This window comes from Mycobacterium sp. NGS11 (assembly GCF_059813315.1).
Window position 1 is genome coordinate 1 of record NZ_JCALEJ010000015.1, and the last position, 13561, is coordinate 13561.

At 67.3% G+C, this 13561-nt stretch carries 16 protein-coding genes; 8 read left to right on the forward strand and 8 right to left on the reverse strand.

What is annotated here, in order from left to right:
* Together AC5Y4T_RS17160 and purM are read left to right on the forward strand one after the other, a co-directional pair.
* On the forward strand, window positions 1–562 hold a 562-nt coding region (locus AC5Y4T_RS17160; RefSeq protein WP_499954487.1), incomplete at its 5' end, for an amidophosphoribosyltransferase.
* Between the two features lie 71 nt (window positions 563–633).
* On the forward strand, window positions 634–1728 hold the full coding sequence (gene purM, locus AC5Y4T_RS17165; RefSeq protein WP_499918873.1) for a phosphoribosylformylglycinamidine cyclo-ligase: 1095 nt from the start codon (window positions 634–636) through the stop codon (window positions 1726–1728).
* A gap of 67 nt (window positions 1729–1795) precedes the next feature.
* On the opposite strand, the gene AC5Y4T_RS17170 is transcribed toward purM, so the two are convergent.
* Window positions 1796–1981 (reverse strand): DUF3073 domain-containing protein, encoded by a 186-nt coding sequence (locus tag AC5Y4T_RS17170; protein WP_067354477.1) that lies wholly within the window; start codon window positions 1979–1981, stop codon window positions 1796–1798.
* Between the two features lie 147 nt (window positions 1982–2128).
* Window positions 2129–3223: a CAF17-like 4Fe-4S cluster assembly/insertion protein YgfZ gene (gene ygfZ, locus AC5Y4T_RS17175; protein ID WP_499954489.1), complete on the reverse strand. Its 1095-nt coding sequence runs from the start codon at window positions 3221–3223 to the stop codon at window positions 2129–2131.
* 133 nt (window positions 3224–3356) lie between these two features.
* Here ygfZ and AC5Y4T_RS17180 point away from each other — a divergent pair, with 133 nt between their 5' ends.
* Window positions 3357–4226 carry an aminodeoxychorismate lyase gene (locus tag AC5Y4T_RS17180; RefSeq protein WP_499919054.1) on the forward strand — a complete coding sequence of 290 codons (870 nt, stop codon included), beginning with the start codon at window positions 3357–3359 and terminating at the stop codon, window positions 4224–4226.
* Between the two features lie 246 nt (window positions 4227–4472).
* Here AC5Y4T_RS17180 and AC5Y4T_RS17185 read toward each other — a convergent pair whose 3' ends face one another.
* The 6 genes from AC5Y4T_RS17185 to lmeA form a co-directional block, all read right to left on the reverse strand.
* Window positions 4473–5129, reverse strand: coding sequence for a heme-binding beta-barrel domain-containing protein (locus AC5Y4T_RS17185; protein ID WP_499918868.1), 657 nt, complete (start codon window positions 5127–5129; stop codon window positions 4473–4475).
* Between the two features lie 145 nt (window positions 5130–5274).
* Window positions 5275–5577: a DUF1416 domain-containing protein gene (locus AC5Y4T_RS17190; protein WP_007777644.1), complete on the reverse strand. Its 303-nt coding sequence runs from the start codon at window positions 5575–5577 to the stop codon at window positions 5275–5277.
* 1 nt (window position 5578) lies between these two features.
* Complete coding sequence (locus AC5Y4T_RS17195; protein ID WP_499918867.1) at window positions 5579–6412, reverse strand: sulfurtransferase; 834 nt, start codon at window positions 6410–6412, stop codon at window positions 5579–5581.
* A gap of 36 nt (window positions 6413–6448) precedes the next feature.
* On the reverse strand, window positions 6449–6919 hold the full coding sequence (locus tag AC5Y4T_RS17200; RefSeq protein WP_499954491.1) for a DUF4395 domain-containing protein: 471 nt from the start codon (window positions 6917–6919) through the stop codon (window positions 6449–6451).
* Between the two features lie 225 nt (window positions 6920–7144).
* The gene (locus AC5Y4T_RS17205) at window positions 7145–7564 is read right to left on the reverse strand and encodes a thioredoxin family protein (RefSeq protein WP_499949689.1); all 420 of its coding nucleotides are present in this window, start codon (window positions 7562–7564) and stop codon (window positions 7145–7147) included.
* Entirely contained in the window at window positions 7561–8373 is an 813-nt protein-coding gene (gene lmeA, locus AC5Y4T_RS17210) for a mannan chain length control protein LmeA (protein ID WP_499954493.1), read from the reverse strand. The genes AC5Y4T_RS17205 and lmeA overlap by 4 nt, the downstream gene beginning before the upstream one ends.
* A 178-nt stretch (window positions 8374–8551) precedes the next feature.
* Here lmeA and AC5Y4T_RS17215 point away from each other — a divergent pair, with 178 nt between their 5' ends.
* The 5 genes from AC5Y4T_RS17215 to pstA all read left to right on the forward strand — a co-directional run bounded on the left by AC5Y4T_RS17215 (window position 8552) and on the right by pstA (window position 13549).
* Complete coding sequence (locus tag AC5Y4T_RS17215; RefSeq protein ID WP_499949686.1) at window positions 8552–9325, forward strand: winged helix-turn-helix transcriptional regulator; 774 nt, start codon at window positions 8552–8554, stop codon at window positions 9323–9325.
* The gene (gene mshD / locus AC5Y4T_RS17220) at window positions 9322–10266 is read left to right on the forward strand and encodes a mycothiol synthase (protein ID WP_499954495.1); all 945 of its coding nucleotides are present in this window, start codon (window positions 9322–9324) and stop codon (window positions 10264–10266) included. The genes AC5Y4T_RS17215 and mshD overlap by 4 nt, the downstream gene beginning before the upstream one ends.
* A 165-nt stretch (window positions 10267–10431) precedes the next feature.
* On the forward strand, window positions 10432–11553 hold the full coding sequence (gene pstS / locus AC5Y4T_RS17225) for a phosphate ABC transporter substrate-binding protein PstS (RefSeq protein ID WP_499949684.1): 1122 nt from the start codon (window positions 10432–10434) through the stop codon (window positions 11551–11553).
* A 50-nt stretch (window positions 11554–11603) separates the two neighbouring features.
* Entirely contained in the window at window positions 11604–12638 is a 1035-nt protein-coding gene (pstC, locus tag AC5Y4T_RS17230; protein ID WP_499954497.1) for a phosphate ABC transporter permease subunit PstC, read from the forward strand.
* Entirely contained in the window at window positions 12635–13549 is a 915-nt protein-coding gene (pstA, locus tag AC5Y4T_RS17235; RefSeq protein WP_499918854.1) for a phosphate ABC transporter permease PstA, read from the forward strand. The genes pstC and pstA overlap by 4 nt, the downstream gene beginning before the upstream one ends.
* Window positions 13550–13561: the final 12 nt, after the last annotated feature.

A 13561-nucleotide genomic window follows, 5' to 3' on the forward strand; every position in this document is an offset into this window, starting at 1 on the left:
CCAGGGGCTGATGAAGAACGCCTACGTCGGACGCACCTTCATCCAGCCGTCGCAGACCATCCGTCAACTCGGTATCCGGCTGAAGCTCAACCCACTTCGCGAGGTGATCCGGGGCAAACGACTCATCGTCGTCGACGACTCGATCGTGCGCGGGAACACCCAGCGCGCACTGCTGCGGATGCTGCGCGAGGCCGGCGCCGTCGAAGTGCACGTGCGGATCGCCTCACCCCCGGTCAAATGGCCCTGCTTCTACGGCATCGACTTCCCGTCACCGGCGGAACTGATCGCCAACGCGGTCGAGGACAAGAAGGAGATGCTCGAGGCGGTGCGGCATGCCATCGGCGCCGACTCGCTGGGCTACATCTCCCTGCGCGGTCTGATCGCGGCCTCCGAGCAGCCGGCCTCGCGGCTGTGCACCGCCTGCTTCGACGGCCAGTATCCGATCGAGCTGCCCGGCGAAACCGCGTTGGGCAAGAACGTCATCGAGCACATGCTCGCCAATGCCGCGCGCGGCGCCGGCCTCGACGATCTCGCGGCCGACGAAGTGCCAATCGTGCACTGAGGGAACTCGGTTGCGCCCCATCGCCGACGTTTGATCCCGGCCGTGAACGCCGCCCGGTAGCCTTTATCGCGATGACGGATCCCGGAAAGAGCCCCGGACGCCACCAAGGCAGTCAGGGCATCACCTACGCTTCGGCCGGGGTGGACATTGAAGCCGGCGATCGCGCCGTCGAATTGTTCAAGCCGCTGGCGACAAAAGCTACGCGACCCGAGGTTCTGGGCGGCCTGGGCGGATTCGCCGGCTTGTTCGCGCTGCGTGGTGACTATCGCGAGCCACTGCTCGCGGCGTCCACCGATGGCGTCGGCACCAAGCTGGCGGTTGCCCAGGCGATGGACAAACACGACACCGTCGGGTTGGACCTGGTCGCGATGGTGGTCGACGACCTGGTGGTGTGTGGCGCCGAGCCGCTGTTCCTGCAGGACTACATCGCGGTGGGCCGCACGGTGCCGGAACGCTTGAGCGCCATCGTCAGTGGGATCGCCGAGGGGTGTGTGCGGGCCGGCTGCGCGCTGCTGGGCGGCGAGACCGCCGAACACCCCGGTCTGATGGAACCGGACCACTACGACATCTCGGCCACCGGAATCGGTGTCGTCGAGGCCGACGACGTGCTGGGCCCCGACCGGGTCAAACCCGGCGACGTCATCATCGCGATGGGTTCGTCCGGCCTGCATTCCAACGGATATTCGCTGGCGCGCACGGTGCTGCTTGAGATCGACCGGATGAACCTCGAGGGCTACGTCGAGGAGTTCGGCCGCACCCTGGGTGAAGAGCTGCTCGAACCCACCCGTATCTACGCCAAGGACTGCCTGGCGCTCGCGGCCGAAACCCACGTGCGCACCTTCTGCCATGTCACCGGCGGCGGGCTGGCCGGCAATCTGCAACGCGTCATCCCCCATGGCCTGGTCGCCGAGATGGACCGCGGCACCTGGACACCCGCGCCGGTGTTCGCCATGATCGCCCAGCGCGGCCGCGTGACGCGCGAGGAGATGGAGAAGACGTTCAACATGGGCGTCGGGATGATCGCCATCGTGGCCCCCGAAGACACCGACCGCGCATTGGCCATCCTGACCGCACGACACCTGGACTGCTGGGTGCTGGGCACCGTTGGCAAAGGCGGAAAAGAGGGCCCGCGGGCCAAGATGGTGGGTCAGCACCCGAGGTTCTAGGACGCGTGGACTCCGGTAGATCTAACGCGGCGCCGGTGCACTACGCATCGGCGCCGGGGCGTTGGCTTTAGCGACGCCAGCTGTCCTGGTCGTCCCAGGATTCGTCGGATCCGTCGCCGTCCAGTTCGCTGGACTCGTCCGAACCCGTCCCTGACAGCTCTTGCTGAAGCCGCTGGAAGTCGGTCTGCGGAGAACTGTATTTGAGTTCTCGAGCAACCTTGGTCTGCTTTGCCTTAGCCCGGCCGCGGCCCATGGGGGAACCCCCTCGCGCAATAACGGAGCGGCCTAACGAGTAGGCGGCTCCGATCTCCTGGTGTCATATTGTCCTGCCAACCACTTTACCGTGCCCCGCCACCGGGCGTTGGCGCGCCCTGCTCGCTGTGGCGGACGTTACCGTTCATTATCCCGCACCGCCCCGCAACCGTTCAACAGCTAACCGCCCGGCGCCGATCTGTTCCGTTGCGGGCAGGGAATCGGCGTCGATCACCGCAGCCACCGAGGCCTCTGGTCCGGTCGCCAATTCCGTGTCGGCGGGCAGCCCGCGCTTGAGCAGCGCCAGCGCTATGGGCCCGAGATCCACGTGGTCGACGACGGTGCCGACGCGGCCGACGGTGCGGCCGCCGGCCAGTACCGGATCACCCGTCGACGGCCGGTCCGCCGACCCGTCGAGGTGTAGCAGCACCAGCATCCGGGGTGGCCTGCCCAGGTTGTGCACCCGCGCGACGGTCTCCTGCCCGCGATAGCAACCCTTGTCCAGGTGAACGGCTCCGGCGCCCGGACCACCGATCCATCCGACCTCGTGCGGAATCGTGCGCTCGTCGGTATCGACGCCGAGGCGGGGCCGCACGGCCGCGACCCGGTGGGCTTCGTAAGCCCACACACCGCTGGGCCGGACCCCGGCCTGCGCCAGGCGATTTCGCCAGTCGCCCGCCGCGGCGCGCGGAACCAGCAGGTCCAGCTCGATCCGGCCGTCCCGGGTGTCCGGCATCCGACGCACGAAGCCGTCGCCCGCGGGAATCGCGGTCAGCTCGGCGGGTAGCGTGTCCACCCCGAGCGCGTCGAGAACCGCGCGGTCAGCCAGTTTCGGACCGAGCAACGACAGCACCGCCAGATCGGCTTCGGCCGGGGTGACCTCGGACCAGAACACCATCTTGCGCAGGTACCCCAGCAGCGGCTCCGCGCGCCACGGTTCGGTGTCCAGATAGGTCGTGCCGGCCAGCTCGGTCTGGACCCAGTGATCCTCGACGCGGCCCTGGCCGTCGAGGCTGAGATTCTGCGTGCTGGCGCCGTCGGGGAGGTCGCTGACGAATTGCGTCGAAATGCTGTGCAACCAGGTCTGCCGGTCTTTCCCGGTCAGGGCGAGTACTCCGCGGTGGGAGCGGTCGACGAATATCGCGTCGGTGTCGGCCGCACGCTGCTCGCCGAGCGGATCGCCGTAATGCCAGACGGCACCGGCGTCGGGTCCGGTCTCGGGTGCGGGGACGGGGCGGGTCACGACTCAACTCTACGGACCGCCGGGCGCTCCCCACGAGTGTGAAGCTGGCTTCACACTGGCCGCCGAATGTGCGGCCAGCTTCACGTTCGCGGGTCATTGGATAGGCTTCTCCACCATGGCCGGCCCAACGGGTGTGATCGTCACGCTGGACGGCGAAATCCATTCGCCCGACGCGCCCCTGCTCTACGCCGACGACCTCGCAGCCGTCCGCGGCGACGGTGTCTTCGAAACACTGTTGGTCCGCGACGGCCGGGCCTGCCTGATCGAGCCGCATCTGCAGCGGCTGACCCAGTCGGCCGCCTTGACCGACCTGCCCCAGCCCGATCTGCCGCGATGGCGAGGCGCGATCGAGGTAGCCACCCGGCACTGGTGCGCGGGGAACGCCGACGAGGGCGCGATGCGGTTGATCTACAGCCGCGGTCGCGAGGGCGGTTCGGTGCCCACGGCCTACGTGATGGTCAATCCCGTACCCGAACGGGTGACGGCGGTCCGGCGTGGCGGGCTGGCGGCGATCACGCTCGACCGCGGGTTGCCCGCCACCGGAGTGGACGCGATGCCGTGGCTGCTGGCCGGGGCCAAGACCCTGTCGTACGCGATCAATATGGCGGCCCTGCGGCATGCCGCCCGTGCGGACGCCGGTGACGTGATCTTCGTCAGCACCGACGGCTACATCCTGGAAGGCCCGCGCTCGACAGTGGTGATCGCCGCCGACTCTGAGACGCCGGACGGTAATCCGTGCCTGCTGACGCCGCCGCCGTGGTATCCGATCCTGCGCGGCACCACCCAGCAGGCGCTGTTCGAGGTGGCCAGGGACAAGGGCTATGACTGCGACTACCGGGCGCTGCGCGTCGCGGATCTGGATGCCGCCCAAGGCGTTTGGCTGATCTCCAGCATGACCTTGGCCGCGCGCGTGCACACCCTCGACGGCCGACCGCTGCGGCCCTCGCCGATGGCCGCGGATTTCGCCGAACTGATCGACGCCGCCATCGTCAGCGATCGCTGAGCGCTGAATTCTGTTGTCGGCTGGCCGATTCGCCGGTACGGTCGGTCGTACACAAGAAGGGAGGTGGTCCGCGAAATTGATAGCTTCATGGACATGTGAGGTGGCTGCGCGCTAGCAGCAGTGGCTCGGAAGAGCTGGCGTCACAACAGCGCTAGCGAATTCCCCGCAGCCACCCGGCCCCCGAGCTTCCGGTTTTGTCCAACCGGGAATACGGCTCGGGGGCCGCTCCATATCGGGAGGGCGCTGCTAGCCGACGAAACGGGACAGCCGCGCCGAGAGATGCGGCACCAGACCGCCGTCGGCATCCACCCGCTCCTCGACGTAGGCCAGGTCGCCGCCTTCGACGATGCCGTAGAGGCGTTTGGCGCCGCCGACCAGCACGCCCGACCTGCTGCGGGCCAGCGCGTCGGTGACCAGCTCCCAGGACGACTGGGTCAAGGGGCGGCCGTAGAACAGTTCGACGTAGCCCGCCGAATGGGCCAACAGCAGTTCGATCGCGTGGGATTCACTGGGGTCGTCGGGATCGGTGACAAAGCGCCAGAATCCGGTCTCACGCAGGCCGCGCTCTTCGTAATCGCCCGTCTCGCTGAGCCGCCAGGACCGGGCTTCCCAGTTCAGGTAGTCGCCGCCGTCGTGGGAGACCACGATCTGTTGACCGAACCGGTAGTCGCCGTCGTGCCCGCGGCCTTCGCCTTCGCCCCGCCACACGCCGACCAGCGGCAGCAGCGCCAGCAGGGCATCGCTGAGATTCGCGCCTTCGCGCAGGTTCGCGGTGTCGGCGGGCAGGGGAAGGTCATCGTAGGAGGGGATGTTGCGGCCGGCGGTCAGCTTGGCGCGCTCAGCGGCGGCGGCCACCGCCCGGTCGCCGGAGCCGGCGGAACTCAACGGCTCGTCGGGGGTCACGACTCGTCGGTGATGAGCCGATAGAGGGTGTACAGGGCGAACCATGAAATCACCACGACCGCCACAACCAGCATGATCTCGAAGAACAGCACCACGGGGACAAGTCTATTCGCCCCGCGGCGTCCCCGTCGGGGACGGCTGGCGGTCAGGCGATCTTGACGTCGACCTCGTGGATGCCCGCACCGGACGGCGCCACCACGGCGTCACCGTTGCCGGCCTTCGACAGCGCACGCAGGGTCCAGGATCCCGGTGCGGCGAAGAATCGGAAGTCACCGGTGGCCGACGCCACCACCTCGGCGGTGAACTCGTCGGAGGAGTCCAGCAAGCGGACGAACGCGCCACCCACTGCCTGGCCCTCGCCGTCCACGACGCGACCGGTGATCACCGTTTCCTTCTCCAGGTCGACGCTGGCGGGCAACGTCAGTCCTTGTTTCGGTGCAGAGCACATATCAGCTTCCCAACTCGATCGGGGCACCCACCAGGGAGCCGTATTCCGTCCAACTGCCGTCGTAGTTCTTCACATTCCGATGCCCGAGCAATTCATAGAGAACGAACCAGGTGTGCGACGACCGCTCGCCGATGCGGCAGTAGGCGATCGTTTCCTTGTTGCCGTCCAGGCCGGCGGCGGCGTAGAGCTTGGCCAGTTCTTCGTCGGACTTGAAGGTGCCGTCCTCGTTCGCGGCCTTGCTCCACGGCACGTTGATGGCGCCAGGGATGTGACCGGGCCGCTGGCTTTGCTCCTGAGGCAGGTGCGCGGGCGCCAGGATCTTGCCCGAGAACTCGTCGGGGGAACGCACGTCGACCAGGTTCTTGACGTTGATGGCCGCGAGCACGTCGTCACGGAACGCCCGGATGCTGTTGTCCGGCGCGGCGGCGGTGTATGACGTCGCCGGCCTGTTGACGGTGTCGCTGGACAGCGCGCGCCCGTCCAGCTCCCACTTTTTGCGGCCACCGTCGAGCAGCTTCACCTTGTCGTGGCCGTACAGCTTGAAGTACCAGTAGGCGTAGGCGGCGAACCAGTTGTTGTTGCCGCCGTAGAGGATGACGGTGTCGTCGTTGGAGACGCCCCGCTCGCTGAGCAATTTGGAGAATTGCTGCGCGTCGACGAAGTCGCGTTTGACCGGGTCCTGCAAATCGGAACGCCAGTCCAGCTTGATGGCGCCGGGGAGGTGGCCGGCGTCGTAAGCGCTGGTGTCTTCGTCGACTTCGACGAAGACGACGCCTGAGGCGTCGAGGTTGCTCTCAGCCCAGTCGGTGGAGACCAGGACGTCGGAGCGTGCCATGGAGTGGATCCTTTCAATCGCTTTTGGTACAGCAGGTCAGGTGGGACGCGCGGTGCGTCGGAAGCGGGCCACCAGCGGATAGAGCTGGCAGCCCAGGCAGATCCCGAAGGCCGCGTTGAGGAACGCCGCCGCCAGGGCGGCCGCGGTCGCGATGACGCCGAACAGCACGGCGCCGGTCGCGAACCCGACCGCTCCCAGCACCGCGAAGATCAATCCGACTAGTTGAGCGAACTTCAGCGGTGCCGTGGGCTCACGATCCTGCACCGGGCCGACCCGCGGCGCGACGACCGTGGCGAAGATCCGGCCGTACGGATGCTTGCGTGGCCCGCCGAGCGCGCCGATGGCGAAGATGATGGCCTGGACGGCCAGAATCACTGCGGCGACCAGCGGGCTCGCCGCCGACACGATGAGCGCCAGCACCAGGACTGCGGTGGTGACCCAGGCTGCGAATCGCGGTCCGCGCACGTCGACCAGGTCGGGCTGCGTGGTGGCGGTGTTGCTTGGCAAGGACTACTCCTCGATACCTCTGTTGCTGACGGATACGACGAATGGAGACGTGCCACGGTCTGAATTCCGGGCCGCTCCGAGTGCTGCGCGCAGGCGCGGCTACTCAGCAGCAACAGCAACAACAACAACAGCCCGCGGTGCGGCACAGCTGAACTGCGCTGCGCTGGGTGAGCATGGGCTCGAGGCGGGCTGACACGTCGGTCAGCTTACCTAATGACACCGTGGTCAAGCCAACAGCGGTTTCAGCGCCGACCGCAGGTCGGCGGCGTTGGGCACTCCCGACGTCCGGTATCGCTGCCTGCCGTCGACGTCGAAGATCAACGTGGTGGGCAGGGACAGGACCGAATACCGGCGTGCGGTCTCCGGGTTCGCGTCCAGGTCGACCTCGACGTGGGCCACATCGCGCAGGTCGTCGCAGACCTGCTCGACGACCCGGCGGACCCGCTCGCAAGGTCCGCACCACGGCGCGCTGAAATGCACCACGGTCGGGCCGCTGCGAGAAAGCCCCAGGGCCGCGATGTCGGCGTCGATGTCCTGGTCCGGCGTGGAGTCGATTTCCCGGATTCGTCCGGAGCGCCGGGTCAACAACCACCCGGCAAGGGTTGCCGCGGCAAGCACCGCGACGGTCGCGACTATGACGGTCATGACTGCTTAAACCCGTTGAGGGTCACGGTTACTCCATGGGTGATGCCCTCGATGATGACGTCGGAGCCCCGCGCCCCCTCGGTCGTCGGCGCGACGCCGAACGGCAGTCGCTGATTGGGCAGCCTTCCGCTGAAGGCATGCAGCACGGCGTCCTGTTTGTCCGCGGGCACCGTCTGGTTGGCCGTGTCCGATCCGGTGAGGACGCCGGTCGGGGTGAACACCAATGTTGCCGGGTCATCCGGGGCGATGGAGAGGTCGACCGAGACGCTGACCCGTCGATCGAAGCCCGCCGATTTGGGTGTTCCGGTGAACACCAGCCCGTGGCTGTCCGAGATACCCGATGCGGTGACACCGCCGGTGGAGGTGTTGGTTTCCTTGGGCGGCGCCTCGACCATCAGGTCGCTGATGCCCATGAACCGGCCCAAATGCGTCGAGTCGACGATGATGCGACTCTCCAGCTTGCCCACCGCGAGCTTGGCGTCCGGGCCGATCAGCCACGACGCCTGGGCGAGACCGACCGAATACATCGTGGCTTCCAGGGTGGCCCTGCCCGTCATCGCGTGGTCGACGGCGTTGGCCTTGATCTCCACCTGGCTGTAGTTGCCGCGCATCGCCTGCGGAATGAAGGGAAACGCGACGATGGCCACGAACGGGTCGGTGCCCAGCCTGGCCGCTTTACGGACGCTGGACGACAGCCGGTATTCGGCATAAATGCTGGTCCCATAGTCGACGCCGATAGCGCCGAGGGCGACCACGGCAACCAGGATCGCCGTCACGGTCACAGCAATCAGCACCTTGCGCACCCGCATATTGTGGCGTAAGCCCTGAGGGCCGGTACGCGCCGGATCTGAAGGTGGTGGCCCTCACACTGGATCGTCCGCCACGCGAAAAACCCAGGTGACACGTTATCGTTATACGACCTGGTAACTAACGCTTAATGGCGTTGTGAATTTGGGAGATGCCGTTCCCCCGAGTTGGAGGGGCTAGTTGGAGCTACTACTGCTGACCTCGGAGCTTCATCCCGACCCGGTCTTGCCGTCGTTGTCCCTGCTTCCGCATACCGTCCGGACGGCGCCGCCAGAACCGTCATCGTTGCTCGAGGCCGGGACCGCGGATGCGGTGATCGTCGACGCGCGCACCGACCTGTCGGCGGCACGCGGACTATGCCGCCTGTTGAGCACCGCCGGCCGGGCGGGGCCCGTGCTGGCCGTGGTGAGCGAGGGCGGGCTGGTGGCCGTCAGCTCGGACTGGGGTCTGGACGAGATCCTGCTCCCCACCACCGGGCCCGCCGAGGTCGATGCGCGGCTGCGGCTGGTGATCGGCCGGCGCGGCGGACTCGCGGACCAGGAGAGCGCCGGCAAGGTCAGCCTCGGCGAGCTGGTGATCGACGAGGGCACCTACACCGCGCGGCTGCGCGGCCGCCCGCTGGACCTCACCTATAAGGAATTCGAGTTGCTCAAATACCTGGCGCAGCATGCCGGGCGAGTTTTCACGCGCGCGCAGCTGCTGCACGAGGTGTGGGGATACGACTTCTTCGGCGGCACCCGCACCGTCGACGTGCACGTGCGCCGGCTGCGGGCCAAACTCGGCCCGGAGTACGAGGCGCTGATCGGCACCGTGCGCAACGTGGGCTACAAGGCCGTCCGCCCCGCGCGCGGCCGCACCCCGGTTTCCGAGCCCGATGACGCCGACGGCGCTGGATCCGAATCCGAATCGCAGGACGTCCAAGACCCGTTGGCCGATCCGCTGCACACGCAGTGACGTCACCCGAGTGGCGCCGGGAACTGATCGGCGAAGAGCAGCGGGGCGTGTGTGAACTTATCAGTGCGGCAACCGAATTCGACGGAGTCGCGCCCGTTGGCGAGCAGGTACTGCGCGAGCTCGGGCATGACCGCACCGAGCATCTCCTGATCAGGAACCCGGAGTCGGGGGGCACGACGGCCGGCGCGATCATCGGTTACCTCAACCTGAGGCCGCCGCGCGACAGCGAGACGGGCATGGCCGAACTCGTCGTGCACCCGCAGGCGCGCCGTCGCGGTATCGGGTCCACACTGGCACGCGCCGCGTTGGCCAAAACCGGTGCGGGAAACCGCTTTTGGGCGCATGGCACGCTTGACCCGGCTCGTGCTACCGCTTCCGCGCTGGGCTTGGCCGCCGTGCGGGAACTGATGCAGATGCGACGTTCGCTGCGCGACCTACCCGACACCGTGCCACAGCCGCCGGGGGTGAAGATCCGCACGTACGCGGGCGCCGCCGACGACGCCGAGCTGCTGCGGGTCAACAATGCCGCGTTTTCCTACCATCCCGAACAGGGCGGTTGGACGGACGTCGAGCTGGCGGAGCGCCGCAATGAACCGTGGTTCGACCCGGCGGGCCTGTTCCTGGCGTTCGACGACTCCGGCGGCGAGCCGGCCGGCACGTTGCTGGGTTTCCACTGGACCAAGGTGCACCTGGACCAGCCCGGCCTGGGCGAGGTGTACGTGGTGGGCGTCGATCCCTCGGCGCAGGGCCGCGGCCTCGGGCAGGCGCTGACCGCCGTCGGCATCGACTGGTTGGGGCGCCGCCTGGCCGACGCCCCGGAACCCACCGTGATGCTCTACGTCGAGTCGGACAACGTCGCCGCGGTGCGCACCTACCAGCGCTTGGGGTTCACCGTCCACAGCGTCGACACCGCATACGCGGTCGTTCCCGCGGCCAACTGACCGCGGGTACGAGCGGCGTCAACGCGGATCGCTAATCTGGTCCTGGCCACCGAGACGTTGCCGCGCGCCGCGTCGGCGCATACTTCCGCCGGCACTTGGCAACCTCACATGGGAGGGGGCCGCGGCGCCCACATGCGTCGGGAACATGTCAGGAAAGCGAGATCGGTGAGGCGCGACAGGCAGAGCAGGGCGCTGGCCGCCGTGGCGTTGGTGATGGCGCTCGTTGCCGGAGCACTGGCCGCCTGCGGCAGCGACGAGAATCGCCGCGGGACCGCGGGGCCCAGCTCCGGCGTCACCGGAACTGCCGGATGCGGTGGCAAGGACAAGCTGACGGCGGAGGGCTCGACCGCTCAAGAGAACGCGATCACGGTGTTCAACCAGGTGTGGAGCCAGTATTGCCCCGGAAAGGGGCTGGCCTATAACCCAACCGGATCCGGCGCCGGCCGTGAGCAGTTCATCGCGGGACATGTCGATTTCGCGGGCGCGGACTCCCCCTTGGTTGCCGACCAGATCGGGCCCGCCGCCAAGCGCTGCGACGGTAACCCGGCGTGGGACCTGCCAATGGTTTTCGGCCCCATCGGGATCGTCTACAACCTGCCCGGAAATCCGGACCTGGTGGTCAACAGCGACGCGCTGGCCAAGATCTTCACCGGCAGGATCACCGCCTGGAACGACCCGATCCTGGCGGCGCTCAATCCGGGCACGCGCCTACCCGACACCAAAATCACGCCGATCTACCGGACCGACTCGTCGGGAACCACCGACAACGTGCAGAAATACCTGACCGCGGCCGCGCCGCAGAGCTGGTCCAAAGGAGTCGGGACGGAGTTTCAGGGCGGTGTCGGCGAGGGCGCCGCGAAGTCGGCCGGCATCATCCAGGCGGTGCGGGCCACCCCGGGCTCCGTCGGATACGTCGAGAGGGCCTTCGCCGATCAGGCCCGCATGCCCTACGCCAAAATCGCCACCCGCGGCGGCGTCATACCGCTGACCAACGAGACTGCCGGGAACGCCGTCAACGCGGCCAAATTCCTCGCCGAAGGCGACGACCTGGTGCTCGACCTCAATGCCATGTACGGCTCCGAGGAACCCGGCGTCTACCCGCTGTTGCTGGTCACCTACGAGATCGTGTGCTCCAAGGGTTACGACGCCGAGACTTCGGCGGCCGTCAAATCCTTCCTGGCCGTGTCCGCCAGTACCGCGCAGGGCGAACTCGCGAAGGCCGGATACGTGCCGCTGCCCGATAAGGTCAGGGAACGACTGGTTACGGCCATCAATGCGATGCAGTAACCGGGTGCATCGGGTTCAAGGAGTGACAGCAGACCTGTGACGGGATCACCGTGACATCGCCGAATCCCATCGACGCGGGTTCGGGTGCGGTTGTCGCCGCGCCGTTTCCGGACAAGCAGGCCACCCCCACCAGCCCGTGGGGACAGGGACGGCCCCATGTGGCGGACCGGATTTCCCGCTGGCTCGCGCAATCCTCGGGCGTGGTCATCATCGTGGTCATCGCCGCGATCGCCGCGTTCCTGCTCGGGCGTGCAATACCGGCGCTGCACCGCAATCGGGAGAACTTCTTCAGCTACGGCGGTGTATGGGTCACCACGGACACCTCGGCTATGCACTTCGGCATCGCCAGCCTCGTTCCGGTCACCGTGTTCGTGTCGCTGTTCGCGCTGATCCTGGCCATGCCGGTCGCCCTGGGCGTGGCCATCTTCATCACCCAGTACGCCCCCCGGCGGGTCGCCACGCCCCTGGCCTACTCGGTCGATCTGCTGGCCGCGGTGCCCTCGATCATCTACGGCGCGTGGGGACTGTATGTGCTGGCGCCGCAGCTTCGGCCCGTCGCGACCTGGCTCAATCGCTCGCTGGGCTGGTGTTTCCTGTTCGCCAACGGCAATGCGTCGCCCGCCGGCGGGGGAACCATCTTCACCGGCGGCGTCGTCCTGGCGGTGATGATCCTGCCGATCATCACGGCGGTCACGCGCGAAGTGTTCGTCCAGGCGCCACAGGACCAAATCGAGGCCGTGCTGGCGCTCGGCGCCACCCGCTGGGAAGTGGTCAAGACGGTCACGCTGCCGTTCGGGCGGTCGGGCTATATCAGTGGGTCCATGCTGGGGCTGGGCCGCGCCCTGGGTGAGACGGTGGCGCTGCTGATCATTCTGCGGGGTACGCAGTCGGCGTTCGGGTGGTCGCTGTTCGACGGCGGCTCCACCTTTGCGACCAAGATCGCCGGCGCCGCGGCCGAATTCGATGACCGGTACAAGGCCGGCGCGTACATCGCCGCGGGCCTGACGCTCTTCGTGCTCACCTTCCTGGTCGACGCCCTGGCGCGCGGCGCCGTCGCCGGGGCGGGACGAAGGGCGGCCCGATGACGTCGATGTTGGACCGGCCCCTCAAGCCGCGGACGTTCTCACCGGTCAGCTGGCGTCGTCGTACCACGAATTACGTTGCGGCCGTGCTGGTTTCCTTGTCGCTGCTGATCGCTGTGACTCCGTTGGTGATGGTGTTGTGGTCGGTGGCCGTCAAGGGGTTCAAGGCGGTCGCGTCAACCGTGTGGTGGACGCACTCGCAAGCGGGGATGACGGCGTTCGTCACCGGGGGTGGCGCCTACCACGCGCTGGTCGGCACGGTGCTGCAGGGAGTGGTATGTGCCCTCATCTCCGTCCCGCTCGGGCTGATGGTCGCGATCTATCTGGTCGAGTACGGCGGCGGCACCGCGTTGGGGCGACTGGCGTCGTTCATGGTGGATATCCTGAGCGGTGTGCCGTCAATCGTTGCGGCGCTGTTCATTTACGCGTTGTGCGTGGCCATGCTGGGACTTCCCCGGTCGCAGTTCGCGGTATCGCTGGCACTCGTCTTGCTGATGCTTCCGGTGATCGTGCGCGCCACCGAGGAAATGCTGCGAATCGTCCCGGTGGACCTTCGCGAGGCCAGCTACGCGCTGGGCATCACCAAGTGGAAAACCATTGCCCGGGTGGTCATTCCCACCGGGTTGTCCGGCATCGTCACGGGAATACTGCTGGCGATGGCCAGGGTGATGGGCGAGACGGCGCCGCTGCTGATCCTCGTCGGTTACGCACAATCGATGAACTTCGATATCTTCAGCGGGTTCATGGGGACGTTGCCCGGCATGATGTTCAACCAGACGACCGCCGGCGCGAGCCTCAACCCCATCCCCACGGATCGGTTGTGGGGTGCCGCATTAACCCTCATCCTGGTGATCGCCATCATCAACATCGCGGCCCGAGTGATAGCACGATTTCTGGGCACCAGGAAGTCATAGGCAGGAGCACTA